The following is a 25,648-nucleotide window of genomic DNA, read 5'->3' as shown; positions in this document are numbered from 1 at the left end:
CAGTCGATCTTCCGCCGTCCGAGCGTCCCACCGAGGCCGCGGCCGGAGTGTCCAACTTGTTCGACACCCCGACCGGCGGACCTCAGGGGGCGAGGTGCAGCGCGCGGATGCGGTTGTACAGGGTGGACCTGCTGATCCCCAGCCTGCGTGCGGCCTCCTGCTTGTTCCCGCCGCATCCGCGCAGGGTGGCGAGCAGGAGCTCGGCCTCGGCCCGGTCACGCGGGTCCTCCGGACCGTCGACGCCGCGATGGGAGGAGGGCAGGTCGGCGGGCACGATGTCCCCGACCGACCGCACCACGGCGAGGTGCTCCACGATCCGCCGCAGCTCGGTCAGGTTCCCCGGCCAGCGCTGGGCCGCGAGCAGGCGGAGCGTCGCGGGGGTGAGCCGGGCCCGGCCCATGGACAGCAGCATCGCCTCGGCGAGGCCCGGGATGTCGTGGCGCCGCAGCCGCAGCGGGGTCAGCCCCACCTGCTCGACGCACGCCGACCGCAGCGCGGGGGCGACCGCCTCCGCGTCCGGCACCGCGGTCAGCACGACCGGGACCCGCGTGCCCCGCAGCTCCTCGGCAAGCAGCCCGGACAGCCGAGCCGAGAGCAGGTGGACGTTCTCGACGAGCACCCCGTCGACGCCCGCGGCGCGCAGGTGCCGCCGCAGGTCGAACCACCAGGTGTGCTCGCGGGCCGGGAGCGCGTGCAGGGCGTCGGCCTCGACGCGGCCGGGCCCGAGCAGGGCGCGTGCCTCGGTCGTGCGGCCGGTGCCGGTCTCACCGGTGACCAGCAGCGGCCAGGAGCGGACCGCCCGGGACGAGGGGGACGACGGCGCCTCCAGGACGATCTCGACCAACGCGCCGGTCACGCCGTCGGGCACCGTCCCGAGGAGCCGGGCCTCCCGCCCGGAGGCCAGGGCGACGCGCCGCTCGCGGGACGGCCCCGCGACCAGCTCGCCCGCGAACTGTTGGACCGCCACGTGGTCGGCGGGGCCCAGCAGGTCGACGGCGGCGCGGCTGGAGACCACCACCCCGTCGGCCACGGCGACGAGCGCGGGCTCCCGTCGAGGTCCGAACGTGCGGGTCCGGCGGTCGAACTCGGCCATCAGCCGCTGGTGGGAGCGCGACGAGCCCGCCTCGACCGCCCGCTCGATGTCTCGCGCCGCCCGCCGGACCAGCGCGGCGAACACCGGGTGGTCGTCGCTCGCCCGGGTGCTGATGTTCAGCACACCCTCCAGCCGGCGGGTCAACGGGTTGACGATCGGGTGCCCGACGCAGCTGAAGTCCCGGAACGTCTGGAAGTAGTGCTCGGGCCCGCGGACGGCGAGGCCCTGCCGCAGCTCGACGGTGGTGCCGAGGCAGGTCGTGCCCGTCGTGTCCTCGCCGAACCGCATGCCCACGGTGGCGCCGATCCGCTCCACCGCGGCGGCCAGGGCGGGCTCCCCGCACCGCACGTCCACGATGCGGGCGACCTGGTCTGCCAGCAGGATGCCGCTCTGCGCGCCCGCCAGGTCGTCCTGCAGGGTGGACAGGACCGGCTCGGCGGCCCGGTTGAGCAGCCGGGACCGGTCCACCGCGGCGTAGTCCTCGCGTGGTGCGGCGTCGGCCCGCAGTCCGCTGCGCCCGACGCGTCGCCACGACGAGGCGATGACCTGCCGCTCGGGCACATCGTCGCGGCACGTCGTTCCCTCGCCGTGGCGGGTCACGTCACGCGCACCCGGTCGGCGTGGCCTCCCCGAGGAGGTCGGTGAGCGGCGGTGCGTCGGCCGTGAAGCCCGCACCGCGGTACCAGGACGCCTCGCGGTCGACCTGGCGCGCGGCCACGCCCGCCAGGAGCGTGCCCGCCTGCGCCGCGGTCGACGGTCTGCGGGCCAGCTCCGAGTACCGGCGCGCCGTCTCCTCCTTGAGCCAGCGGGTCCGCTCCTCCACGGCGGCGAGCGGAAGCGCGCCCGCATCCGGGGCGGGCCCGTCCGCGACCTGCTCGGGCAGGGACGGGGAGCCCTCGCCCGCCAGCCTCGCGAACTCCTCGAGCAGGCTCCGGTACTCGTGGTAATCGAGCACCGCCAGCCGGTACTCGTGCTCGTGCGAGTCGATCACCAGGCCGAGGGCGGCGTCGATGAGCATGACCTGCTCGCGGGCGAACCGCGCGTCGGCGGGCAACTCGGGCACCACCGAGTCCGCGATCCGCCGCCGGATGGCCGTGAGCTGCTGGGTCACCGTGGGGATCATCGTCAGGCTCCCGTCACCAGGCGGTTGAGCTCGCGGCAGAAGAAGGCCCCGAGACCCGGGTAGATCGTGTTGTACATGACGTCGAGCTGGGTCATCCGCAGGTCCGCGTTGCGCGTCGCGGTGGCCATCAGCGACACGACGGACCAGTAGAGGTTGTAGACCATGTAGTAGTCGAGGCGGTCGCGGTCCACCGCCAGCCCCGAGCGGCGTTCGTACTCCGCGATGAAGGGCTCCTGCTCGATCAGCCCGGCGTTCAGGAACTCGCCGGACTCGCCGGGTGAGCCCCAGGCGGGGAGCATGGCGTACGCGAGGTCGGAGTGGCGGTCGCCGAGGTAGCAGAGCTCCCAGTCGATGACGGCTCGAATCTCTCCGGTGGTCTCGTCGAAGAGGAAGTTGCCGTTGCGGTAGTCGCCGTGGAGCAGGGAGACGCGGTCGACGACGGGGCGGTGGCGCCAGAGCCACCCGCGGGTCATCGTCAGGGTGGGGTGGGGCTCGGCGGCGTCCTCGTCCCACGCCCGGTCCCAGAAGGCGAGCCGCCAGTCGATCGCGTCGGTCGTGCCGTCCCGCGGGACGTCGAAGCCGGGCAGCTCCGTGCCACGCCACTCGTGAGAGTGGAGCGTGGCCAGGTGGCCCACGAACTGCGGGGCCAGCTCCGCGGCGAGCCGGGGTCCGTAGACGGTGCCCAGGCCGGTGGCGAGCGGCACCCCGTCCGTCGGCGCGGGCACCCCTGCCACGAACTCGGTGACCATGGCGGGGGCGTCGAAGTGCTCCGGGTCCAGGGCCAGCCAGCGCGGCTCCGGCACGGGCAGGACCGAGCGGACCGCGCCGAGCATCGAGAACTCGCGCTCGACGTCGGTCTCGCAGCACGCCCCGTGGGACTTGATCCGCAGCACGAGGCGCTCCCGTTCACCCCCGCGCACGAGACTGAACGAGTACCCCTCGTTCGCCCCGCCCCCGGACAGCTGGCGCACGTCGGCGACCTCGAAGTCGCCGTCGAGCTGCGTGCCGAGGAACGCCGTGAGGCGGTCGGCCGCGACGGTCGGGGTGAGGCCGGTGCGGTCGCCCGCACCACGCTCGCGGCGCCTCCCACGTTCGTCGAGGATCGTCCGCAGGTTTCCCTCCATCGGTCGGGCCTCGCCCGGGGGGCGGTCGTGGTCTGCGTCGACCGTGCTCGTCATGACACTCCTACGGATCAGGGAGGACGGGGCTCAATTCCCGGAGGCGAGCGCGTCGAGGACCTTGCGCGCCTCGGCGGCCATCCCGGGGACGAACTCCGCGATGGTGATCAACTCGGTGATGGCGCTCGCGACCTGGCCGGTCATGACCAGGCTGTGCTCGGTGTCGCCCTCGGTCTGGGCCCGCTGCATGGACTCGATCTTGCGGCGGATCGCCTCGGTCGGGTCGCCGGGCGCGGCGTGCTCCAGCAGGGCGGTGGAGGCCTCGTTGCGCAGGCCGCGGCACGGTCCGTACACACCGTCGAACGCCACGTCGTCGCCCTCGCGGGCGGCGAGCAGCGCCTCGAGGTAGCGAGGGTGCCAGTCCGTGTTGTCGGTCGACAGGATGAACCGGGTGCCCAGGGCCACGCCGTCGGCGCCCATGGCCAATGCCGCCGCGAGCGTGCGGCCGTCCCGTGCGCCGCCGGTGAGCAGCACCGGCACGTCGACGGCCTCGGTGATCGACGGTACGACGACGAAGGTGTGCATCCGGCTGGCGGGGGCGTGCCCGCCCATCTCGAAGCCCGCGGCGAGGACGACGTCGACCCCCGCCTCCGCGGACTTCACGGCCTGCCGGGTCGAGCCCACCTTGTGCTGGTGGAGCATTCCGGCGTCTTTGATCATCCGGATGTACGGCCCGGGGAAGCCTGCCGACGTGGTGAGCACCGTCAGCTTGGCGGCGAGGCCCGCATCCGCCTCGCGGGCGGCGAGCACCTCGCGGATGTAGACGTCGGTGAACTCGACGACCTCGCCCGCGGCGTCGACCCCGACCGGGATGTTCACCGCGAACTGCCGGTCGGTGAGCGAGGCGCACTCCTCGATGTGGTCCCGGAAGGTCCGGGCGCCGGCGCGCAGGTCCTCGGGCATGCCCGGCATGCTCACCGTGCCGAGCCCACCCGCGTTCGACACCGCCGCGGCGATCTTCGGGGTGCGGAAGGGCCCGAGGCCCTCCTGGACGATGGGGTGCTCGATCCCGAGGAGCCGGGTGTAGCGGGTGCTCAGCGGTGCGGTCACGACTTCTCCTTCGACGAGGCGGTGACGACGCCGTCGAGCTCGCCACTGTCGATCCGGTCCCGCAGCACGAACTTCTGGATCTTTCCGGTCGGGGTCATGGGCAGGGTGTCCACGAAGTACCAGTGGCTCGGCGCCTTGAAACCGGTGATCCGCTCCCGGCAGAACGCCTTCAGCTCCTCCGCCGACGGCGGTGCGGTCGGGTCGGCGGGGACCACCACGGCGCCCACCTGCTCACCCCAGTGGGCGTCCGGCACCCCGATGACGGCGACGTCCGCCACACCAGGATGTGAGGCGAGCGTGTCCTCGACCTCGCGCGGGTAGATGTTCTCCCCGCCGCGGATGATCATGTCCTTCAACCGGCCGGTGATCCTCAGGTACCCGCGCGCGTCCATGGTTCCCAGGTCACCGGAGTGCAGCCAGCCGTCCTCGAAGACGTCGGCGGTCTCCTCGGGCTGCTCGAAATACCCCACCATCGTCTGGTAGCCCCGCGCGCAGATCTCTCCGCGCGTCCCGATCGGGACCACCTTGCCGGTCGCCGGGTCCACGATGCGCACGTCCACCAACGGCAGCGGCCTGCCAATGGTGCTCGACTGGTCCTCGGGGGAGTCGTCGAGCGCGGTCTGGGTGATCACGCCGTGCAGCTCGGTCTGGCCGAAGACGATCGTGAACCGGCAGTCGAGCGTCTCCTTCGTACGGACGACGAGCTCCGCGGGCACGAACGAGGCGCCGGACATGACCGTCTGCAGGCTGCTCACGTCGCGGTTCGGCAGGTCGGGGTGCCCGAGTACCGCGGTGAGCATGGTGGGGACCAGCAGCGTGATCGTGCCGCGGTAGGTCTCGATGAGCTCGAGGACCTGACCCGCGTCGAAGCCGGGCATCAGGACGTAGGTGCCCGCGACGGAGAACGTGCCGATCTCGGTGAGCGCTCCGCCGCCGATGTGGAACATCGGCATCGCGTTCACCCACACGGCACCGTCGGTGGCCCCGGCCCCCCGCGCGACGAGCCGCGACGCGTTCAGGACACCGCGGTGGTGCAGCAGTGCCCCCTTCGGGAAGCCGGTCGTGCCCGAGGTGTACTGGATCTGGACGGGGTCGTCCGGGCACACCGTGGGCAGCTCGTGGTCACCGGTCGCCGACGCGAGGAACTCGTCCCAGTCCGCGAAGCTGATGGCCTCGCGCAGGTCGGGGGTGGCGGCGCGGGCCTCGCGCACGGTGGCCGTCATGTCGACGCCCCGGTACTCCGATGCGTGGACGATGCCCGCGGCGCGGGATCGCTGCAGCACGTACTCGAGCTCCATACGCCGGTTCGCGGGGTTGACGGTGACCAGGATGAGGCCCGCGAGGCTCGCACCCTGCTGCAGCAGCACCCACTCGGCGCAGTTGGGGGCCCAGATCGCGAGCCGCTCGCCGGGGGAGAACCGGGCCAGCAGGGCCTGCGCGACCCGCTCGGCCGTCGCGAGCAGCTCGGCGTAGGTCCAGCTACGCCTGCGCGTGGGGTCGGGGTCGGCGTCGACCAACGCGACGCGGTCGGGATGGTCGGCCGCGCACTTGCGGAGGAGGTCGCCGAGCGTCATCTCCCAGAGCTCGTCGGCGTTCTCGGTGGCGGTCCACGAGGACAGCCCGGTCGACAGGGACATCATCGGCTCCAGTGTTCGGGTGGCTGGTCGGGGTTACGGTGCGGGGGCGGGCTGCCCCGCAGGGGTGACGACGAGCGAGATCTCGAACGGGTAGCCGGTCAGCGGTGCGCGGAGTGCGTCCGCGGTCTCGGCGTCCGACACGGTGACGACGGCCCGCGGTCGGGAGCCGCTCTCGTCGAGCCGGACCTCGCCGCCGGCGGTGTGCTCGCGCACGACGCGACCGATCTCGGTCAGCAGCGCGCGCGTGCGGAGGGCGGGTTTCGCGATCTTGCCGACCGGGGTCGTCGGCAGCCGGTCGAGCACGACGATCTCGACCGGCACGGCCGCCCGTTCCCCGATGTGGGCCCGGCAGTGGGCCAGCAGGTCCTCGGGCGTGGCCTCGGCGCCCTCACGCAGCTGCACGAAGGCCATCGGGAGCTCGCCCTTGGACCGGTCCGGCCTACCCACCGCGGCGGCGAGGTGCACCTGGGGATGGCGGACCAGGGTGTCCTCGATCTCTCCGGGGTCGATGTTGTGCCCGCCCCGGATGATCAGGTCCTTCGCTCGGCCGAAGATCCAGACGTAGCCGTCTTCGTCGACCGAGCCCAGATCGCCGGTGTTGCCCCAGCGCCATCCCGCGGGCAGGTCGGCGGGCACGCCGGAGGGGAAGTACCCGCCGTCGAGCGCCGGGTCGAGGTAGCCCGCCATCGCCGTGGGGGTGGCGGTCAGCAGCACCCCGCGCTCGCCGACGGCGCAGTCCCGCACCCACCGCCCGTCGTCGTCGAGCTCCACGGCCTTGACCCGGACGAACGGCAGGGGTCGTCCGGCGGAGCCGACCCGCGGTCGCCGCCCGTCGTCGAAGTGTCCGGTCGTGGTGCCGTGCAGCTCCGTCATGCCCCAGTTCTCGCGGAGCCAGATCCCGAACCGGTCGTGGAAGCGTTCGAGGACCTCCGTCGAGATCGGCGAGCCGCCCACGTGGAAGTCGCGGATGCGACACCCCTGCGAGTCGCCCTGCCCGTGCAGCAGCGCGGTGACGGTCGTGGGGGTGGTCAGCAGGCTCGTCACGCGATAGCGCCGCGAGACGTCCCAGAACTGCGCGACCGCCCGGGTCGACCGGAAGCCCTCGCGGGTCAGCGTGAGCAGGGTGCCGCCGAACAGCAGCGTCCGCAGGCCGAGCGAGACGGCGCCGCCGCAGTGGAAGTTCGGCATGCCGTGCAGGGTGACCGTGTCGGGCTCGTTGCCCATGAGCCCGCCGACGTTCCAGGCGACCGTCAGCTGGCCCGCCTGCGACATGCGCACCAGCTTCGGGGCGCCGGTGGTACCGCCGGTGGGCATGACGAGCGCGTCGCGGCCGGGGTCGTCGTCCGGGGTGAAGGTGAGCCCGCGTCCCGCGAACGGGCGCACCGCGGCGGTGAGGTCCCGGTGCGAGCCCGGCTCGTCGACGGTGAGCACGCGCCGCAGCGTCGGGATCGCCCGGTGCAGGGCGTCCGCGCCGCCCTTGTCCGCGAGGATCTCGGCGGTCGTGACCAGGATCGTCGCGGCGGCCCGGTTCAGGATCGTGGTCAGGGCGGCGGTCTCCAGGAAGGGGTTGACCGGGACGGCCCGGCCCGCGGTCTGCGCGCCCCACAGGGCGATCAAACCCTCGGGGACCATCGGCAGCAGCAGCCCGACCACGCTGTCCGCGCCCGCGACGGCGTGGAACAGGCTCGCCGTGCCCTCGATGCCGGCCACCAGCTCGCCGCGGGTGACCACGCGCACGGGGGTCAGCAGGTCCGGCGGCTCGATCAGGAGCACGGCCCGGTGATCCGGGTCCTCCGCCGCGGTGGCGCGGAGGCAGTCGAGGATGGTGTCCGCGGGTCGCAGCTGCGCCGGGGCGAGCCGCTCGATCTCGGCGACGTCCGCCGGGCCGCGGATACGGCGGCGGACCAGGGTCCGCTCAGGCAATCGAGATCCCGCCGTTCACGCTGATGACCTGTCCGGTGATGCGGCGGGACAGCGGAGAGGCCAGGAAGAGGATCGCCGCGGCCAGGTCGTCCGGCTCGGTGAGACCGAGTCCGGCCCGCTTGACGATCCGGTCGAAGATTTTCTTGCTGAACTCCTGGGACATCGCGCGCTCGTAGGACGCCGTCTTGACGATCAGCGACGGGGTCAGCACGTTGACCCGGATCCCGTCGTTCTTGGCCTCGAGGGCGAGGGTCCGGCAGAACGTGATGATGGCGGCCATCGCCGCCCCGATGCCGGTCTCGCCCGGCGTGGGGACCTTCTCCGCGTCGCTCGCGATGCTGATGATCGAACCGGCGCCCGCGGCCCGCATGACGGGCAGCACAGCCCGCGTCATCAGCAGCGACCCCACGGACTGCTCCACGAGCACCGACCGCAGGTCCGCGAGGGACATCTCGTGCAGCAGCGTGGGCTGGTACGGCGCGACGGTCGAGTTGACCAGCACGTCGATCCCGCCGAGCCGCCGGGCGGCCGCGTCCGCGGCCTCCTGCGCGCCCTCGGGCTCGTTGAGGTCCGCCGACACGAACTCGACCTGGGCCTCCGCCGCGACGGCCTGCACCGCGTCGACGGCCGCCTTGCCGCGCACCTCGTTGCGGCCGACGAGCACGAGCCGTCGGCAGCCGTTGTCGGCGAAGGCGATCGCCGTGGCCAGGCCGACACCCGAGGTGCCGCCGGCGATCACGACCGACTGGTCGGCGAAGTCGAAACGCATGTCCAGGCTCATGGTGTCCTTCCCGAGAGCGTGCGGCACCGCGCAGTGCCGTGCTGGACGAGGGCCGCACCGGGGCGCCAGGCGTCAGCATCGACACGAGATGTGGGTCACCGTCATGTTTGGTCAGACCGTAAACCCAAACTTGGACAGATCGCAACCGTCGAGGTGGATTTCTGTCCAAGGGGATCGTCGGTGGAGTCGACGGATCCGGCGTCCGGGGCCCCGCCGCCACCGGGACGAGCGTCACCGGCAGCGCGGTCATCCGGGGCTGGCCGGTGTAGCGGTCGAAGTGGAGGTCCGCCGCCGACGAGCCTGCTCGGGCTGCTGCCCTCCACCCGGGGATCCACACCGTCGTCGGTGCCGCCGTGTCCGAAGGCCATGGACACCACACCGGGCTGCAGGTGTGGGTCCGCCGTGATGACCACCCGGGTGCGCGCGGGACCGAAGCGCAGGGCGATCTCCGATGGGCCCGGGTCGTCGCCCGCCCGCAGCAGGCGGGCGACGTCGAGAGCCACGTTCCCGTTGCCGATCACCACGGCCCGCGCGGCCTCGGTGGGGACCCGGACGTCCCCGGCGTCGGGGTGGCCCGTGTACCACCGGACGACCTCGCCCGCGGGGTGGCTCCCCGGCAGGTCCTCACCCGGGATGCCCAGCCCGGGGGCCTCGCCCGTGACCCTGGGGTCGCGCGGGGCCGCTCAGACCACGGCGGGCTCGACGACCGCCGCGGACGACCGCGACCGGACGAGGAGCCGTGCCGCCACGGCTCCCGCGAGGCAGAGCAGCAGAGCGAGGGTGCAGGTGGTCCAGACGCCGAACGTGGAGCCCTCCAGCGCGACGGCGACCAGCGGTGCGAAGCCGGCGATCAGGGCCGCGACCTGCATGCCGAGCGAACCCGCGGTGTAGCGGACCGACGGGGGCAGCGCCTCGGCCACGAAGGCCGGGAAGATGCCGTTGACGCACGCGTGGCCGAGCCCGGCGACCGCCAACAGCGCCACGAAGATCAGCCCGACGCTCCCGCTGCGCAGGGCGAGGAAGTACGCCACGAGCAGAAGGCCCTCGACCACCAGCCCGGCCGACAACAGCGTCGTGCGGCCGATCCGGTCCGAGAGCGCGCCCCACACCGGGTTCATCACCACGACGAGGAACGTCGCCGCGGTGACCACCCACAGGATCGTCGGCTTGTCGATGCCGGCCTGCGTGGTGGCATAGCTGAGGCTGTAGACCGTCAGCAGGTACCAGACGGACATCATCCCCGCCATCACGGCGATGATGCCGAGGACCGCGCCGGGGTGGGAGGTGAGGGTCGTGCGGATCGGGTTGCGGACCGGGGCCTCGGCGCGGGCGCGGGTGAAGTCCGGGGTCTCCTCGAGGCCGTAGCGGATCAGGGCGCCGATCAGCACGATCAGGGCGCTGGCCAGGAACGGGACCCGCCATCCCCACGACGCGAACGCGGCGTCCGACGTCGTTGCCGTCAGCACCGCGAACACGACCGTGGCCAGCACCGTGCCCGCCTGGGCGCCCGCGGTGGAGAAGCTGCCGTAGAAGCCGCGCCGGCGTTCGGGGGCGTGCTCGACGGCGATGAGGACCGCCCCGCCGAGCTCACCGCCGACTGCCAGGCCCTGCAGCAGCCGCAGGACCACCAGCAGGACCGGAGCGACCCATCCGATCGAGGCGTAGGTCGGCAGGAGGCCGATCAGGACCGTGGCGGCCCCCATCACGACGATCGTGAGCATGACGGCGGTGCGCCGCCCGTGCCGGTCGCCGATCCAGCCGAAGAGCAGCCCGCCGAGGGGGCGGACCACATATCCGCTGGCGAAGGTGGCGAAGGAGAGGATCAACGCGACCGACGGGGCCACGTCGCGGAAGAACAGGGTGTTGAAGACGAGCGCGGCGGCCGTTCCGTACGCGACGAGGTCGTAGTACTCGACCACGGAGCCGAGGAACGCGGCCGCCGCCGCGCGGCGCGGAGCGTGGTGGGTGGAGGCGACGGGTTCGGGGCCCCGGACGTCGACGGCCGGGGGGTGCTCAAGGGACAAGGGGGCTCCAGGTGTCTGCACCGAGGTGAGATGTGGGTCACCGCAAGTTCGGTCAGACCGTAAGCTGAGCTTGGACAGATGACAAGACTCAGTGCGAGTTGCTGTCCAAAGAGTCTCGGCTGCTCGGCGGGGCCGACTCGACGACGATCTCGTGGAAGCGCAGGTGGGCGGCGGCGGACCACTGCGCGCGGCGGTCGCGGAACCGCTGGGCCGCCGCGCGTCCCACCCACTCCGGCTGAAGCGCTGCGGGGAGCTGCGGGTCCCGCCGCATGAACCGCTGCTGCAGGTTCAGCAGCTCCAGGTAGGCGGTCAGGATCTCGTCGGGCGTCTCGGGTTCCGGGCGCGCGGCGTCCTGCTCGAGGAACCGGCGGTAGGCGGCGTCGAGCTCGGTCAGGTCCCAGGCCCTGGCCACGAGCTCGGCCTCCGGGACACCGAGGTCGACGGCATGGCCGATCATCGCGAGCGAGGTCTGCTCGAGCCCGAGCTCGGAGATGAGCCGGGTGAGCCCGTCCACCCGCTCGGTGTGCGGGGTGATCCACACACCCGCCGTCGGGTTGCCGAAGCCGAGCCAGTTCAGGCCGCCGTACAGGCGCTTGCGCGTGGTCCGGCGGTCCTGGGGGACGTTGACGTGCAGGACCAGCCAGCGCCCGTCCCAGTCCCGGTCGTCGGCGAGGAAGGCGGCCGAGCGGCGCAGGCCCTCGTCGACGAGGGCGCGGCCGCGGGTGTCGAGGATCCACCGGACCGCGCGACCGTCCCGGACGCGGGAGAGCCAGCCGCTGCGCGTCGACCGGGCCAGCAGCTGGCGGCAGGCGTGGTCCTCGACGCCGAGCGTGGCGAAGACCCGCAGCAGCGCGTTGGTCCACGCCCCGCCCGGCTCCTCGCTCACGAGCTCGCCCGCGACGGTGAGCAGGAGGGATCGCGCGCTCGGCGGCGCCAGCGGGGGCGCGGCGGGGTCGGCGACCGTGTCGACTCGTCGGGCGTGCGTCACGGGTCCATCGTTGCTGAGACGGGGCATCGGTCGGAGTCCGGGGCTGCGTGGCACGCCGCAATCTTGTACGCTTCGAGTGTCTGGTTACCCAGACGTGTCAAAGTTAGAGGAGCTCCGATGCCCGAATCGGTTGCCCTGCAACGCTTGCGTGCCGCTGCTCGTGATCCACGGGAGTATGTCGCGCAGTGGCGGGCCCACCACCCCGACCAGCTCGTCGTCGGCGTCATGCCGATGAACTTCCCGCGCGAGATCGCCCTCGCCGCCGGGATCCTCCCGGTCTACGTGCAGGACGACCAGCGCCCCGTCGCCGAGGGGCGGGCATACCTGCCCGAGTTCTACTGCGGGTACACGCGCAACCTCGCCGACCAGGCCGCGACCGGGCGCCTGGACCATTACGACGCGCTGCTGCTGGCGGACCACTGCATCCAGCTGCTCGGCGCGTCCGACGTGGCCCGCGCGATCAGCGACAAGACCGTGTTCTTCGGGATGCTGATCAGCTCGTTGAGCGACGCGTGGGCGCCGACCAAGATCGCCGAGATGATGTGGCAGTTCCGCGCCGAGTTCGAGAAGCTCGCGGGCCGGCCGATCGAGGACGCGGCGCTGGTCGAGGCCATCGAGGCGTACAACGCCGACCGCGACCTGCTGCGCCGGGTGTTCGACGAGCGGGCCGCGGGAGACACCACCTGGTCGCCGGTCGACCTCCAGGACATGGTCGTGTCCGCGCAGGTCATGGACCCGGTGGAGCACCGCGAACTGCTGGTCGAGGCGCTGGCGGACGCGCCGCGCCGCGAGCGGGACGACCGGGTGCGCGTCCACCTGTCCGGGCACCTGTGCCACGCCCCGCGCCGCGAGCTGCTGGAGGTGATCGAGGAGGTCGGCGCCGTGGTCGTCGACGACGACCTCTGGTCGGGCAGGCGTTACCTGCAGACCTCTGTCCCGTTCGCCGCCGGGGACGACCCGATGGACGCGATCGGCCGCTGGTACGCCCAGCGCAACGTCGACCTGCCCTGTCCGACGCGCGTCCAGCACGACGTCGACTGGGACGGCTGGATCATCGACGCGACCAAGCGCAGCGGGGCCGAGGTCGTCGTGCACCTGATGCCCAAGTTCTGCGAGCCCCACATGCTGTTCTACCCGGAGCTGCGCAAGGCCCTCGACGCCGCCGACATCCCGCAGCTGCTCGTGGAGACCGAGCACGAGGGCATCCCGCTCGAAGCCCTGCGCACCCGGCTGGAGGCGCTCGTCGAGCGCGCCCTCCGGCACCGCCCCGCCTACGCGTGACCTCGCCTGATCGGAGACCTCATGCACCCCACCGCTCCGGCCCCCGAACCCCGTACCGAGCGACTCGCCGCCACCCGCGAGGGCGGCAAGATGATCGCGGACTACTGGGAGGACCTGTTCGTCGCGCGTGAGTCCGGGCGCAAGATCGTCTGGTACAACGGCGGCGCGCTCAACCCGATCTTCCAGGCCGCGGGCCTGGCGTGGTGCCACGGCGAGGCGTTCGCGGCGCGGCTCGCCGCGCAGCGGCTCGAGGGGCCCGCCCAGCTCGCGGGCGCCGAGTACGGCTACAACGCCGAGCTCTGCTCCTACTCCCGCACCCACCTCGGCTGCGCGGTGCTCACGCTCCAGGGCAGCGAGGAGCCCGACAGCGGCGTCGTCGGCCTGCACGACCGCCAGGACCTCGCGTCGAAGCTGCCCGCGCCGGACCTTTTCGTGAACAACTACGCGGGCTGCAGCACGGGCCAGCAGTGGGACGAGGTCTCGTTCCGGGTGTTCGGCAAGAACGTGCCGATCTTCAACGTCTCCCACCCCTTCCTGTGGGGCAACCGGCCCGACGCGGGCTACCTGACCGGGTCGGAGTGGGACGAGGCCTCGCGCTACGTCCGTGACCAGCTCGTCGAGCTGATCGACTTCCTCGAGGTCCAGACCGGGAACAAGTTCGACTACGACGCGCTCAGCGAGTCGATGACCTACATCAAGCGGGCGGGCGAGCTGCGCAAGGAGGGTCTCGAGCTGTGCAAGGCGACGCCGTCGCCCGCCACGTTCTGGGACTGGATCTCCGCCATCGCGCCGATCAACTTCCTGCCCGGCAACCAGGCGCTGGTCGACTACTTCCAGCACGTCAAGGACGAGATCCAGCACCGGCTGGACAACGGCGTGTCCGCCGTCCGGGACGAGAAGTACCGCCTGTACTTCGACGGCATCATGAACTGGAACAAGCTCGGGTTCCTGTCCCGCAAGTTCGCCGAGCACGGGGTGGCGGTGCTGGCCGGGCGCTACATCACCAACGCGTTCTGGCAGGAGCCCCAGCTGATCGACACCTCCGACCCGCTGCTCGGCATGGCCCAGCACTACCTGCTGTGCCCCACCAACCACGGGTCGAAGACGCTGGACTACCTGACCCTGCGGGACTGCGAGGAGTACGGGATGGACGGGATCGTCTTCCACTCCACCCGCACCTGCCGGGCGTTCACCGGGCCGCAGCGGCTGCTCGCCAAGTCCGCGCGGGACAACCTCGGGATCCCGTCGATCTTCTTCGAGGGCGACGTCGCGGACGCCGCCTTCTACAAGGAGGAGATCCTCGACAGCAGGCTGGTGGCCATGCTCGAGGCCATCGACGTGGCGCGCGAGCGTGGCGACCACCGCCGCGCGGGTCACGGCGCCGAGGTGGCGTGGCCGGCATGACCGGCGGGCGCCACCAGGGCGCCTACCTGGGCGTCGACCTGGGCTCGACGACGGCGAAGGCCGTCGTCGTGGACGGCGCGGGGGAGATCCTCGCGTCGGCGGTCGTCACGATGGGAGCGGTCTCGCGCGCGGGGATGCAACGCGCGGTCGACCAGGCGCTGGAGCAGGCGGGCCTGACCGAGTCCGACCTCGACGCCACGGTCTCGACGGGATACGGGCGCAGGCTGGTGTCCTTCGCGGGCCGCACCTACACCGAGATCACCTGCCACGCGCGCGGGACCGCGGAGATGGTGCCGGGCGTACGGCTGGTGATCGACGTCGGTGGCCAGGACTCCAAGGCGATCACCGTGGGCGACGACGGCCTGGTCCGGGACTTCGCCATGAACGACCGGTGCGCGAGCGGCACCGGGCGGTTCTACGAGGTGCTCGCCCGCGCCGTCGATGTGTCGATCGACGAGCTCGGCGAGCTCGCGATGCGCGGCTCGGACGACCTCGAGGTCAGCAGCATGTGCGCCACGTTCGCCGAGACGGAGATCGTGTCGATGCTCGCCGAGGACAAGGACGTCGCGGACATCGCGTCGTCGGTCCACCGGGCCATCGCGGCCCGGACCCTGGCCCTCGTGGCGCAGGTCGGCAGGCACACCCCGGTGGTGCTGACCGGGGGAGTGGCACGCAACCCCGCGGCCGTGCACTTCCTGAGCCGGGCGTTGGACGCCGAGGTGACGGTGCCGGCCCACCCGCAGATCACGGGCGCGTTCGGGGCGGCCCTCCTGGCCCGGGACGCCGACCGCAAGCGCAAGGTCGCCGAGGACGTGGCCGGTGCGGACCAGATCTTCCCGCGTCCGCGCGGACACGTCCACACCGGGCCGGACTGCACCGGGTGCGACGGGTCCCTCGCCGCGGGTCCGGTCGACCTGGGGATCCCCGTGCGGCACTGACCTGCGCGAATGGCGGCGGAGGGGCTGGTCGGACCGGCCCCTCCGCCGCGTCTCGCATCGGGTCAGCCCACGCCGTCGGTCGGGACCGGCGGGACGAGCCTGCCCAGCTCGGGGAGCCCGTCGGCGGGTGAGCCGGCGGCCGCCGCGTCGCAGGCGGCACGGTAGGGGGCGACCTGCGCACCGTCGGTCCCGACCGCCTGGTCCAGGAAGTAGGCCAGGGTGCGGTAGAGCTGTGCGGCGTTCGGATGCAGGTTGACGTCGTGGCCCGCATCCGGGACCACGGCTGCGCGCAGACACGACGCCGAGTTGTGCGCCGGCGCCTCCCACTCGCGGAAGGCCGTGGCCTTCGCTTCCAGGGCTTGGGGACCGTCGTCGGTGGTCGCCGTCGTGGCGCAGTAGCGGGCATCCGCACCACAGGTCAGGGTGTCGTACTCGCCGTTCACGACGAACGTCGGCACCGTCTTGTTCTTGATGGTGCCGTCGTACTGCGGCGGCGGGAACGACGCGAACTCCTCGGCGGTGACGGTGCTCGCGAGCTCGTCGTCCTTCGCGATCGCGCCGGGATCGGCGGCCTCGAGGTGGTAGAGCTCGGGGATGGCACGCGTCCCGGGACGCGGCTGCAGGTAGCCGGGGTCCACCGCCCAGGGCTCGCCGGCCGTGGTCGGGACGGCCGCGGCAGGCAGGGTGGTCGCGACGAGGTGCGACGCGTTGAGGGCGTTCGTCCGGTCGGTGTACCCGGTGGAGATCGTCGCGTCGACGTCGTTGTGCAGGGCCGCCTCGTACCACGCGATCGCCGACCCGTAGGAGTGGCCGATCGTCGCGACGCTCCGGAACGGGATGCCGCCGATGCCGCCCGCACGCAACGCGCCGACGATCTGGTGCACGGTCTCGGCGTGGTTCGCCAGCGTGGTGAGGACGCTGAGCGGATGGGCGCTGCGGCCGGACCCCAGCCGGTCGATGTTCAGGGTCGCGTAGCCGTCCTGGATGAGGCTGTCGACGGCCGAGTACCGCTCCGGCTGGTACGGGAAGTCCCAGTACGGCGTTCCGTAGGTGATGCCGTGCAGCAGCACGAGAACCGTCGGCGCGTGGCCGGCGCGAGCGGCCTGCAGTGTCTTCTCGGTCATGCACAGCTCGCCGTGAATCGACGACGGCACCGACGGCTGGGACAGGTCGAGCTGGGCGAGGGCGGGTACCGACGTGCGGGACACCGGCTGGACGACGGGCACCTGGACGGGGATCTGGCCGACGAACGGACAGCTCTTCCCCGGCGCCGCGGTGGGTGTGCCGTAGTCGCGCAGGCTGCCGGACGAACCGAGGTCACCCGGGGCCGGGGCCGGCGGGGTGAGCGCGTTCGCCGCCGACGTCACCCCGCCCACCAGTGTCAGCGCGACGAGCGCGACGATCGCGCCCCGCAGTCGTCTTCTCATGATTCTCCTTCGTTGCGTCCACCGGCGACCGCAGGGCGGACACCTGCATCGACAACGAGGAGAAGGCGTGCGCGGATGTGCTTTTCACCCGATGGTGACCCATTCTGGAATTCATTTCCGGGAATGCCGAAGACGCTTTCCGGGGAATCCTCCGGAAAGCGCTGGGGCGGGGTGGGGCCGGCCCGGTCAGGCCTCCCGGGCCCGGTCGCGGAGCATGAACTTCTGCACCTTCCCGGTGGCGGTCATCGGGAGCTCGTCGACCAGGAGCAGCTTCTCGGGCAGCTTCTGCATCGCGATCCCGCGCTCGCGGAGCGCGGACGTGATGTCCTCGAGCGTCGGCCGCTCCCCGGGCTTCGGCACGACGACCGCACAGGCCTTCTCACCGAGCCGCTCGTCGGGGTAGGCCACGACCGCGACCTGGGAGACCGCCGGGTGCGCGGCCACGTAGCCCTCCACCTCGGCGGCGCTGATGTTGGTCCCGCCGCGGATGATGATGTCCTTGAGCCGCCCGGTCACCCGCAGGTAGCCCTGCTCGTCGAGCCGGCCGAGATCTCCGGTGTGGTGCCTGCCGCGCGCGTCGATGGTGGCGGCGGTGCGCTCCGGGTCCCGCCAGTAGCCGAGGACGGCACCCGGGCCCCAGTAGCAGATCTCGCCCTCCTCGCCGGGGGCCGCGTCGGTGCCGTCGGGGCCGACCAGGGTGATCTGCACGCCCTCGAGCGCGGGGGTGCCGTCCGAGCCCGCGCGGCGTTCGAGCGGGTCGCCGTCGTGGCAGCACGTCCCGGCGAGGATCTCCGAGGCGCCGTAGAGCGGCATGAGCAGGCCGCCCGAGAAGGCCTCGTCGAACTCGACCGCCAGCGCCTCCGGGATCGGCGCGCCCGCGCAGAGCCAGAACCGCATCGACGACAGGTCGCGGTCGGAGGTGCGCGCGGCGTCCAGGGCCATCCGCACGAACGGGGTGGCCGTGGCGGTGGCCGTGCACCGGTACTCCTCGATGCGCCGCAGACCCTCGTTCGGCTCCCAGACGTCGAGCAGGTGGGTCTCGGCGCCGACGGTCAGCGGCACCAGGATCCCGACCACGAGCCCGGTCGCGTGGGCGACCGGTGAGGGCATGAAGACCACGTCCTCGGGCCGGGTGCGGAACACGTCGCGCGCCAGACCCCGCCCCGAGTAGTCCGCGGTGTTCCAGGTGTGCACGCAGCCCTTGGCCGTGGACTCCGTGCCCGAGGTGTAGACGATCAGGTGCGGCGCGTCGGGGTCCGGGTGGGGGCCGAGCTCGGCCTGGTCGGTCTCGGTGGCGCAGGCGTCGTCGAACGCGAGCTCGCCGTCGCCGGCGGAGCCGCGGGCGATCACCAGCGTCTCGAGCGCCGGGATCTCCTGCCGCAGGGAGCGGAACATGGCGGCGTGGTCGTGGCCGCGGAACTCCCCGGTGGTGATCGCCGCGACGGCGCCGGAGTTGCGCAGCACGTGCGCGACCTCGGTCTGCCGGTACACGGTCATGATCGGGACCAGCACCGCGCCGATCCGGGCGATCGCCAGGTAGCCGACCACGAACTCGGTCCAGTTCGGCAGCTGCACGGCCACCCGGTCGCCCGCCCGCACCCCGCGCCGCAGCAGCGCCGCGCCGAGCCCGTGGGCGCGCCTGCGCACCGTGGCGTAGTCGAGCTCGAGGGTGCCGTCCGAGACGAACCGCCGGGTCGGGGTCTCGGCCGCCCAGTGGTCGAGGAGGGCCGCGGCCGAGCCGTCCCGCCACCAGCCGCGTTCGCGGAACAGGCGGATCGAGTCGTCGTCGTAGCGGTCGTGGACCGTCGGGGGGGCGTTCTCGACGGCGGTGTCGGGGCTGGTCATCGTCGTCTCCGCTTCGCTGCGCACGGTCGTCGTGACCGAGGCCTCGACGGTACCGGGAACCTGTCGCCCTTATCAATGGTCAGACCGAAGCCGTACGATGGGTGCGTGCATCCCCGGATCCATGCCGCCGCGGCGCCGGATCGCCCCGCGATCGTGCTCGCCGACACCGCCGAGCAGGTCACGTGGGCGGAGGTCGAGAAGCGCAGCGCCGCCCTCGCCTCCTGGTTCCGCGCACGCGGACTGCGTCCCGGGGCGGTCGTGCTGCTCGCGCTGGGCAACGACGTCCGCTGGGCCGAGATCGCGTGGGCCTGCTGGCGCAGTGGCCTCGTGCTCGCCCCGGTGAACGTCCATCTCGGGGCCGCCGAGCTCCGCCCGCTCGTCGAGGACGCCGCCCCCGCGGCCGTCGTCGCGTCGCCGGAGACCGTCGACGCCGTCCGGGCGGCCACGCCCGGGGGCGCGGCCCTGCTCGTGGTCGGGCGGGACTACGACGAGGCGGTCGCGGGCACGCCCACGGACCCCGACCTGCCGGACACGATGGGTGGGCGGCTCCTGTTCAGCAGCGGGACCACCGGCCGCCCCAAGCCCTTCCGCGAGGACCCTCCCGGGGTGCCGCCGAGCGAGGTCCCGCTGCGCTACGCCGCGATGATGCGGGACCTCGGCATGCTGCCCGGGCCGGGTGAGCCGCCACCCGTCCTGTTCAGCCCCGGTCCGTCGTACCACACGGCGCCGATGGGCTTCCTGCACGCGGTGCACCAGCTGGGCGGTACCGTCGTCACGACCCGGCGGTTCGACGCCGAGGGCGCGCTCGCCGCCATCGAGCGGTTCGGTGTCACCCACAGCCTGTGGGTCCCGACCATGTTCGTCCGCCTGCTCCGCCTGCCCGAACCCGTCCGCGGGCGCTACGACCTGCACACCCATCGGGTCGCCGTGCACGGCGCCGCGCCCTGTCCGCCCGCGGTCAAGCGGGCGCTGATGGACTGGTGGGGCCCGATCGTGCACGAGTACTACGGCTCGTCGGAGGGCTACGGCCGCACGTCGATCGGCCCGCGGGAGTGGCTCGCCCACCCGGGCTCGGTCGGCACGCCGAAGGGCGGCACGGTCCGGATCGCCGACGAGCGCGGCCGGGACCTGCCCGTCGGGGAGACGGGGCGGGTCTGGCTGGTGCGCCCGGACGCTCCCGAGCCGGAGCGGGACCGCGAGGGGGCCGCGGACCTCGAGGCCGCGCCGGGCTGGGGGTGGGCGGGCGATCTCGGCCACGTCGACGCCGACGGCTACCTCTACCTGACCGGCCGCCGCGGGCAGACGATCATCACCGGCGGGGTCAACGTGTACCCGCGCGAGATCGAGGACCTGCTCGCCCTGCACCCGGCGGTGGCCGACGTCGCGGTGCTCGGCGTCCCCGACGAGGAGTTCGGCGAGCAGGTCCGGGCCGTCGTCGCACCGCTGGGGACACCCGCACCCGGCCTGGCGCAGGAGCTGGTCGCCTACTGCCGGGAGCGGCTGGCGCACTACAAGTGCCCCCGCGCGGTCGACCTCGTCGACCGGGTCCCCCGCAGCGACGCGGGCAAGATCCTCCTCGGCGAGCTGCGGCGGGCCTACGAGTCCTGACCGGGCCCCTCGGCACGGCCGACGCGGGCGACCGCGCGGACCACGGCCGTGTCCCCGTCGGCCACGCCCAGCTCCGGCCGCGCGAGCGGTTCCCCGTCCTCCTCGGTCAGCGCGACGACCTCGCCGTGCAGCCGCAGCAGGGCGCCGAGCCGCACGGAACCCGGAACCGGACCTCGAGCTCCCGCAGGTGCTCCACCACGCACCAGTCGCTGAGCCAGGCGGCGACCAGCCCCGCCTGGAACTGGCCCTTGGCGATGACGTCGTCGAAGCCGGCCCGGGCGGCGGAGGCCTGGTCGTGGTGCAGCGGGTCGAGGTCCCCGCCCGCCCCGGCGAACCGGACGATGTCGGTCCGCGTCACGGGGCCGAGCTCGCGGGCAGGCAGCCGGTCGCCCGCGCCCACGGCGACCGGTGGCCGGATCGGTGTGCACGGGTCCGTGGTGGGCGTCGCGCGCCCTGTGGCGACGCCGACTAGCTTTGGTCTGACCGATAGCATATTATCGGTCCAGTCGACGAAGGAGGATCCATGGATCTCGCAGACTCCCCGGAGGAGGCGGAGTTCCGGGGCCGCGTGCGGGCCTGGCTCGCGGAGGCGCTGCCCACCCTCCCGTGGCCGGAGCCCGTCGAGCTGGCCGAGAAGCTCCCGTTCTGGCGGCAGTGGCAGCGGCTGCTGTTCGAGGGCGGGTACGCCGGGATGTCGTGGCCGCGGGAGTACGGCGGCCAGGGGGCGGACGCGAAGATCCGCGCGGTGTTCACCGACGAGGCGGACCGGGCCGGAGCGCCCGAGCGGCTGAACACCGTCGGCGAGGACTTCGCCGGTCCCACGATCATCGCGTTCGGCACCGACGAGCAGAAGCAGCGCTTCCTGCGCCCCATCCTCACCGGGGACGAGCTGTGGTGTCAGCTGTTCTCGGAGCCGGACTCCGGGTCGGACCTGGCCTCGCTGCGCACCAGGGCGGTCAAGGTCGACGGCGGGTGGCGGATCTCCGGCCAGAAGATCTGGACCAGCCGGGCGCACCTGGCGACCAACGCCATCCTGCTCGCCCGCACGGGCGGGTCGGACCTGCCGCGGCACAAGGGCATCACCTATTTCCTGCTGCCCCTGGCGAGCGAGGGCGTGACGATCCGCCCGCTGGCCCACATGCTGGGCGAGGCCGAGTTCAACGAGGTGTTCCTCGACGAGGTGTTCGTCCCGGACGAGCTGGTCCTGGGCGAGGTGAACGGCGGCTGGCGGGTCGCCATGGCCACGCTCGGGTTCGAGCGGGTCGGTATCGCGACCGGCCGGGTCAACACCAAGCGGGCGGTCGACGACATCGTCGACCAGATCCGCGGGATGGCGGACGTGTCGGGGGTGCCGCTGGGCGCGGATGCGACCGTGCGGCGGAAGGTCGCCGACCTGTACGGGCGCGCCCTGGTGCACCAGGCCATCGGCCAGCGGGTGCTCACCATCGCCGCGGACGGCGGGCCGCCCGGGCCGGTGACCTCGATCGGCAAGCTGTACTTCTGCCCGTTGGTCGAGGACCTCGCGGACTTCCGGCAGTCGCTGTCCCCTCTGGGCGGCCAGCTCGCCCCCGAGGAGCAGTCCCCGGCGGAGAGCCGGTGGCAGCGGCTGGCCTACCAGGCCCGCGGCACCGCGATCGCGGGTGGCTCGACCTTCATCCAGCGCAACATCGTGGCCGAGCGGATGCTCGGCATGCCCAGGAGCTGAGCATGACCACCACCTCCGCATCGCCCACCGCGGGCGCCTACGTCTGGGAGCCCGGGCCGGAGTACCGGGAGGGCGCCCGGGTCGCCCGGTTCGCCCGCGCCCACGGCGTCGACGGGATCGACGCGCTGCGTGCCCGGTCCGTCGCCGACGTCTCCTGGTACTGGGACGCCGTCGTCACGGACCTGGGACTGCCCTTCTCCCGGCCCTACACCCGGGTCCTCGACCTGTCGCGGGGTGTGGCGGACCCCGACTGGTTCGTCGGCGGCGAGCTCAACGTCGCCGACGCGTGCCTGACGCGCTGGGCGTCCGACCCGGCGACCCGGGACCGCACCGCCGTCGTGCACGAGGCCGAGGACGGCGGCACGGACCGGCTGAGCTTCGCCGAGCTCGACGACCGCGCGCGGCGGGCCGCCACGGGCCTGCGCGCGCTCGGCGTCGGCCGCGGGGACGCGGTGGCGCTCTACCTGCCGATGGTCGCCGAGGCCGTCGTCGCGTTCTACGCCGCGGCCCGGCTCGGCGCCGTGCTGGTGCCGCTGTTCTCCGGCTTCGCGGCGGGCGCCATCGCCTCCCGGCTGCAGGACGCCGAGGTGCGGGCCGTCGTCGTCGCCGAGTCGACGGTCCGCCGGGGCCGCACGGTCTCGATGCTGCCGCAGGTGCGCGAGGCCGTGGCGCAGACTCCGTCGGTCCGGGACGTCGTCGTCGTCGGAACCCCCGGGGCGGGGGAGACGGCGTGGTCGGACCTGCTCGCGCACGAGCCCGTCGCGGGCCCGGCCGAGCCGATGGCCGCGACCGACACGCTGTTGCTGGCCTACACCTCCGGGACCACCGGGAAGCCCAAGGGCGCGGTGCACACCCACGCCGGCTTCCTGGTGAAGACCGCGTCGGAGGTGGCGTACTCGTTCGACCTCGGCCCGGGCGGCGTGTTCTGCTGGATCACCGACATGGGCTGGATCATGGGCCCGCTGTCGATCGTGGGCACGCACGCGAACGGCGGTGCGCTCGTGCTGTACGAGGGCTCGCCGGACGTCCCGGACCTGACTCGGCTCTGGCGGCTCGTCGAGCGGCACCGGGTGACCATGCTCGGAGTGTCGCCGACCCTCATCCGCACCGTCCGCGGCGTGGACCCCGCGTCCGTCGCCCGCTTCGACCTGTCCTCGGTGCACACGCTCGGGTCGACCGGCGAGCCCTGGGACCCCGAGTCCTACGAGTGGCTGGCCCGCGTGGTCTTCGGGGGCCGAGTGCCGATCATCAACTTCTCCGGCGGCACGGAGGTGGGCGGGTCGTTCCTCGCCCCGTACCCGGTGGAGCCCATCCGCAGCTGCTCGCTGGGCGGGCCGTCGCTCGGGATGGACGTCGACGTCGTCGACGCCCGCGGCGAACGGGTGCGCGGCGAGGTGGGCGAGCTCGTGTGCCGGCAGCCGTGGCCCGCCATGACCCGCGGCGTGTGGCGTGACCGCGAGCGCTACCTGGAGGCGTACTGGTCGACCTTCCCCGGGATGTGGCGCCACGGCGACCACGCGATCGTCGACGCCGACGGGCAGTGGTTCCTGCGGGGCCGCTCCGACGACGTCATGAACGTGGCGGGCAAGCGCCTCGCGCCCGCCGAGGTCGAGGCGGTGCTGGTCGCCCATCCCGAGGTGGCCGAGGCCGCGGTGGTCGGTGTGCCCGACGACAAGAAGGGTGAGGCGGTCTGGGCCTTCTGGGTGCCGCGGACGGGCGCGACCGCGGACGAGGCGGACCTGGCCGAGACGCTGCGCCGCAAGGTGGGGGAGGAGCTGGGCAAGCCGTTCGCGCCGAGCCTGATCCGTCGGGTGGACCAGCTGCCCAAGACCCGGTCGGCCAAGATCATGAGGCGCGCGGTGCGCGCCGCCGCGCTGGGCCAGGACCCCGGTGACCTCTCCGGTGCGGAGAACCCCGAGGCGCTGGACGTCGTCCGGGCGGCGGTGCGCGATGGCTGAGTCGGTCGCCGGACCGGGTGCGGCGGTGTGCCTCGCCGTGGCCCGCGTGTCACTTCTCCTCGGGCACCGCGACCGTCGTCCGCTCGTCGACCTCGAGCGCCGCGGCGGCGTAGGAGTGGACGTGTCGCATCATGCGCCGGACGGCCGCGTCCGGGTCGCGGTCCTTGATCGCCCGGTTGACGGAGCGGTGGGCGCGCACGGTGATGTCGCGGACCTCGTCGTTGACGAAGCCCTCGTTGTTCGTCGTGGTGTAGATCGCCCGCGACAGCGCCATCATGATGCCGGTCAGGATCTCGTTGTGGCTCGCCGTGGCCACGGCGACATGCCAGTCCACGTTGTTCCGCAGGAAGTCCTCGAGGTCGCCGCTGGCGGCGATGGCCTCGTTGGTGAGCTCGAGCCGCTGCAGGTCGCCCGCGGTGCGGTGCTGGGCGGCGAGGCGGGCGCACGAGGGCTCGATCGCCTCCCGGGTCTCGTGCACCGAGGCCAGCCGGATCTGCCTGCCGCGGATGAGGAGCTCGAGGGAGCTGGCCACCGACTCCTCGCCCGGCCGCTGCACGAAGGCGCCCCCCGCCCGACCGGCCTTGATCCGGATCAGCCCCTGCACCTCGAGGATGCGCAGCGCCTCGCGCACGGTGGTGCGGCTCATCCGGGTCTGGACGACGAGCTCGCGCTCCGGGGGGAGCGGCGTCCCTTCCGGGTACTCGCCCGACAGGATGCGTTCGCGGAGCTCGTTGGCGAGCACGTCGGACGCCTTGGGGACCTCCATGGGGGAGAGTCGGATCGCCGAGCGCGCCTCCGCAGCCACCGCGAGCTCCTTTCGTGGTCCAAAGGTCAGACCCAACTTATCATCGGTGGTGGCGGCGGCCGAGCCGTTGCGCACCGGCGAGCCGAGTAGGAGCACGTCATGCGTTGGGAACTCTCCGCCGAGCAGTCCGACTTCCGCTCGGTACTGGCGGACTGGCTGGCCGACAACTGTGCCGCCGAGACGGTGCGGACCTGGCTCGATGCCGGTGATCACGATGCCTTCGAACAGCGGTTCCTCGGCGAGGGATGGCTCGGCGTCGGCACGCCCGAGGAGCTGGGCGGCGAGGGCGGCGGGCTCGTCGAGCTCGCCCTGGCCGCCGAGGAGCTCGGCCGCGTCGCCGCGCCGTCGTCGGCCTGGCTGGGCTCGATGCTGGCCCTCCCGCTGCTGGCCGGGTCGCCCGAGGCGGCGAAGGCGCTGCTCGCCGACGGCGTGACCACGGTGCTCGCGGTGCCCGCGGGGCGGGTCCCGACGGGCGGGAGCGTGACGGTGAACGGGGAGGGTCTGACCGGGCGCATACCGACGGTGCTGGCCGGCTCCCGCGCCCGCAGGCTGGTGGTCCCGGTGGACGGCGCCCTGCGCCTGGTCGAGGTCGACCAGCCCGGCGTGCGGGTCGTGCCGCGGGCGCTCACCGACCGCAGCCGCACCGTGGCCGACGTCGAGCTCGAGGGCGCGCACGGGACCGTGGTCCCGCTCGACGGCGCCGAGGCGGCGACGGCACTCGAGCAGGCTGCCCTCCGGGCCGCGGTGCTGGTGGCGGCCGACGCGCTGGGCGCGATGGAACGGATGCTCGACGCGACGGTGGAGTACACGCTGCAGCGCAGGCAGTTCGGTGTGCCGATCGGCTCGTTCCAGGCGGTCAAGCATGCGGCCGCGGAGATGC

Annotated in this window: 21 protein-coding genes; 7 read left to right on the top strand and 14 right to left on the bottom strand. The window is 72.9% G+C overall.

Annotation, left to right across the window (positions count from 1 at the left end):
* Nucleotides 1-82: 82 nt before the first annotated feature.
* The 9 genes from ACL02T_RS22370 to ACL02T_RS22330 all read right to left on the bottom strand — a co-directional run bounded on the left by ACL02T_RS22370 (nt 83) and on the right by ACL02T_RS22330 (nt 11,797).
* Nucleotides 83-1,654: a helix-turn-helix domain-containing protein gene (locus ACL02T_RS22370; RefSeq protein ID WP_412832697.1), complete on the bottom strand. Its 1,572-nt coding sequence runs from the start codon at nt 1,652-1,654 to the stop codon at nt 83-85.
* Nucleotides 1,655-1,694: 40 nt separating this feature from the next.
* Nucleotides 1,695-2,204, bottom strand: coding sequence for a hypothetical protein (locus tag ACL02T_RS22365; protein ID WP_412832696.1), 510 nt, complete (start codon nt 2,202-2,204; stop codon nt 1,695-1,697).
* Between the two features lie 14 nt (nt 2,205-2,218).
* The gene (locus ACL02T_RS22360; protein ID WP_412832695.1) at nt 2,219-3,394 is read right to left on the bottom strand and encodes a phosphotransferase family protein; all 1,176 of its coding nucleotides are present in this window, start codon (nt 3,392-3,394) and stop codon (nt 2,219-2,221) included.
* Between the two features lie 30 nt (nt 3,395-3,424).
* Nucleotides 3,425-4,444, bottom strand: a complete 1,020-nt coding sequence (locus ACL02T_RS22355) for an NAD(P)H-dependent flavin oxidoreductase (RefSeq protein ID WP_412832694.1) — start codon at nt 4,442-4,444, stop codon at nt 3,425-3,427.
* Entirely contained in the window at nt 4,441-6,084 is a 1,644-nt protein-coding gene (locus ACL02T_RS22350; RefSeq protein ID WP_412832693.1) for an AMP-binding protein, read from the bottom strand. Before ACL02T_RS22350 ends, ACL02T_RS22355 begins: the two co-directional genes overlap by 4 nt.
* Before the next feature lie 30 nt (nt 6,085-6,114).
* Nucleotides 6,115-8,004, bottom strand: coding sequence for an AMP-binding protein (locus tag ACL02T_RS22345; RefSeq protein WP_412832692.1), 1,890 nt, complete (start codon nt 8,002-8,004; stop codon nt 6,115-6,117).
* On the bottom strand, nt 7,997-8,785 hold the full coding sequence (locus tag ACL02T_RS22340; RefSeq protein ID WP_412832691.1) for an SDR family NAD(P)-dependent oxidoreductase: 789 nt from the start codon (nt 8,783-8,785) through the stop codon (nt 7,997-7,999). Before ACL02T_RS22340 ends, ACL02T_RS22345 begins: the two co-directional genes overlap by 8 nt.
* A gap of 683 nt (nt 8,786-9,468) precedes the next feature.
* The gene (locus ACL02T_RS22335; RefSeq protein ID WP_412832690.1) at nt 9,469-10,809 is read right to left on the bottom strand and encodes an MFS transporter; all 1,341 of its coding nucleotides are present in this window, start codon (nt 10,807-10,809) and stop codon (nt 9,469-9,471) included.
* A gap of 88 nt (nt 10,810-10,897) precedes the next feature.
* Entirely contained in the window at nt 10,898-11,797 is a 900-nt protein-coding gene (locus tag ACL02T_RS22330) for a PaaX family transcriptional regulator (RefSeq protein ID WP_412832689.1), read from the bottom strand.
* A gap of 117 nt (nt 11,798-11,914) precedes the next feature.
* On the opposite strand from ACL02T_RS22330, the gene ACL02T_RS22325 reads away from it, so the two are divergent.
* Genes ACL02T_RS22325 through ACL02T_RS22315 form a run of 3 tightly spaced genes read left to right on the top strand, consistent with a single transcriptional unit; the run spans nt 11,915 to nt 15,420 of the window.
* Entirely contained in the window at nt 11,915-13,078 is a 1,164-nt protein-coding gene (locus ACL02T_RS22325; protein WP_412832688.1) for a 2-hydroxyacyl-CoA dehydratase subunit D, read from the top strand.
* A 21-nt stretch (nt 13,079-13,099) separates the two neighbouring features.
* A complete protein-coding gene (locus tag ACL02T_RS22320) occupies nt 13,100-14,482 on the top strand; it encodes a 2-hydroxyacyl-CoA dehydratase subunit D (protein WP_412832687.1) in 1,383 nt (460 codons plus the stop codon).
* Complete coding sequence (locus ACL02T_RS22315; RefSeq protein ID WP_412832686.1) at nt 14,479-15,420, top strand: acyl-CoA dehydratase activase; 942 nt, start codon at nt 14,479-14,481, stop codon at nt 15,418-15,420. The genes ACL02T_RS22320 and ACL02T_RS22315 overlap by 4 nt, the downstream gene beginning before the upstream one ends.
* Before the next feature lie 62 nt (nt 15,421-15,482).
* Here the strand turns inward: ACL02T_RS22315 and ACL02T_RS22310 are convergent, their stop codons facing one another.
* Together ACL02T_RS22310 and ACL02T_RS22305 are read right to left on the bottom strand one after the other, a co-directional pair.
* Nucleotides 15,483-16,847, bottom strand: coding sequence for an alpha/beta fold hydrolase (locus ACL02T_RS22310; RefSeq protein ID WP_412832685.1), 1,365 nt, complete (start codon nt 16,845-16,847; stop codon nt 15,483-15,485).
* Nucleotides 16,848-17,033: 186 nt separating this feature from the next.
* On the bottom strand, nt 17,034-18,692 hold the full coding sequence (locus ACL02T_RS22305; RefSeq protein WP_412832684.1) for an AMP-binding protein: 1,659 nt from the start codon (nt 18,690-18,692) through the stop codon (nt 17,034-17,036).
* Nucleotides 18,693-18,797: 105 nt separating this feature from the next.
* Here ACL02T_RS22305 and ACL02T_RS22300 point away from each other — a divergent pair, with 105 nt between their 5' ends.
* A complete protein-coding gene (locus ACL02T_RS22300; RefSeq protein ID WP_412832683.1) occupies nt 18,798-20,300 on the top strand; it encodes an AMP-binding protein in 1,503 nt (500 codons plus the stop codon).
* Here ACL02T_RS22300 and ACL02T_RS22295 read toward each other — a convergent pair.
* The gene (locus ACL02T_RS22295; RefSeq protein ID WP_412832682.1) at nt 20,288-20,455 is read right to left on the bottom strand and encodes a hypothetical protein; all 168 of its coding nucleotides are present in this window, start codon (nt 20,453-20,455) and stop codon (nt 20,288-20,290) included. The genes ACL02T_RS22300 and ACL02T_RS22295 overlap by 13 nt on opposite strands.
* Nucleotides 20,407-20,658, bottom strand: a complete 252-nt coding sequence (locus tag ACL02T_RS22290; RefSeq protein ID WP_412832681.1) for a MaoC/PaaZ C-terminal domain-containing protein — start codon at nt 20,656-20,658, stop codon at nt 20,407-20,409. The genes ACL02T_RS22295 and ACL02T_RS22290 overlap by 49 nt, the downstream gene beginning before the upstream one ends.
* Nucleotides 20,659-20,823: 165 nt before the next feature.
* Here ACL02T_RS22290 and ACL02T_RS22285 point away from each other — a divergent pair, with 165 nt between their 5' ends.
* Both ACL02T_RS22285 and ACL02T_RS22280 read left to right on the top strand, forming a co-directional pair.
* Entirely contained in the window at nt 20,824-22,005 is a 1,182-nt protein-coding gene (locus tag ACL02T_RS22285; protein WP_412832680.1) for an acyl-CoA dehydrogenase family protein, read from the top strand.
* A gap of 2 nt (nt 22,006-22,007) precedes the next feature.
* Nucleotides 22,008-23,963: an AMP-binding protein gene (locus ACL02T_RS22280; RefSeq protein ID WP_412832679.1), complete on the top strand. Its 1,956-nt coding sequence runs from the start codon at nt 22,008-22,010 to the stop codon at nt 23,961-23,963.
* Nucleotides 23,964-24,012: 49 nt separating this feature from the next.
* Here the strand turns inward: ACL02T_RS22280 and ACL02T_RS22275 are convergent, their stop codons facing one another.
* Nucleotides 24,013-24,768, bottom strand: a complete 756-nt coding sequence (locus ACL02T_RS22275) for a FadR/GntR family transcriptional regulator (RefSeq protein WP_412832678.1) — start codon at nt 24,766-24,768, stop codon at nt 24,013-24,015.
* Nucleotides 24,769-24,867: 99 nt separating this feature from the next.
* On the opposite strand from ACL02T_RS22275, the gene ACL02T_RS22270 reads away from it, so the two are divergent.
* Nucleotides 24,868-25,648, top strand: a 781-nt coding sequence (locus tag ACL02T_RS22270) for an acyl-CoA dehydrogenase family protein (RefSeq protein ID WP_412832677.1), incomplete at its 3' end; no start/stop codon positions are given.

This window comes from Pseudonocardia oceanicola, from assembly GCF_047200735.1.
Classification (GTDB): Bacteria; Actinomycetota; Actinomycetes; order Mycobacteriales; family Pseudonocardiaceae; genus Pseudonocardia.
This window is presented reverse-complemented; position numbering and strand designations above follow the sequence as displayed.

Bases quoted from the DNA above. Each gene is read 5' to 3' on its own strand.
- ACL02T_RS22360 (WP_412832695.1), bottom strand. From the start codon at position 3,394: ATGACGAGCACGGTCGACGCAGACCACGACCGCCCCCCGGGCGAGGCC.
- ACL02T_RS22350 (WP_412832693.1), bottom strand. From the start codon at position 6,084: ATGATGTCCCTGTCGACCGGGCTGTCCTCGTGGACCGCCACCGAGAAC.
- ACL02T_RS22340 (WP_412832691.1), bottom strand. From the start codon at position 8,785: ATGAGCCTGGACATGCGTTTCGACTTCGCCGACCAGTCGGTCGTGATC.
- ACL02T_RS22325 (WP_412832688.1), top strand. From the start codon at position 11,915: ATGCCCGAATCGGTTGCCCTGCAACGCTTGCGTGCCGCTGCTCGTGAT.
- ACL02T_RS22320 (WP_412832687.1), top strand. From the start codon at position 13,100: ATGCACCCCACCGCTCCGGCCCCCGAACCCCGTACCGAGCGACTCGCC.
- ACL02T_RS22315 (WP_412832686.1), top strand. From the start codon at position 14,479: ATGACCGGCGGGCGCCACCAGGGCGCCTACCTGGGCGTCGACCTGGGC.
- ACL02T_RS22310 (WP_412832685.1), bottom strand. From the start codon at position 16,847: ATGAGAAGACGACTGCGGGGCGCGATCGTCGCGCTCGTCGCGCTGACA.
- ACL02T_RS22305 (WP_412832684.1), bottom strand. From the start codon at position 18,692: ATGACCAGCCCCGACACCGCCGTCGAGAACGCCCCCCCGACGGTCCAC.
- ACL02T_RS22285 (WP_412832680.1), top strand. From the start codon at position 20,824: ATGGATCTCGCAGACTCCCCGGAGGAGGCGGAGTTCCGGGGCCGCGTG.
- ACL02T_RS22280 (WP_412832679.1), top strand. From the start codon at position 22,008: ATGACCACCACCTCCGCATCGCCCACCGCGGGCGCCTACGTCTGGGAG.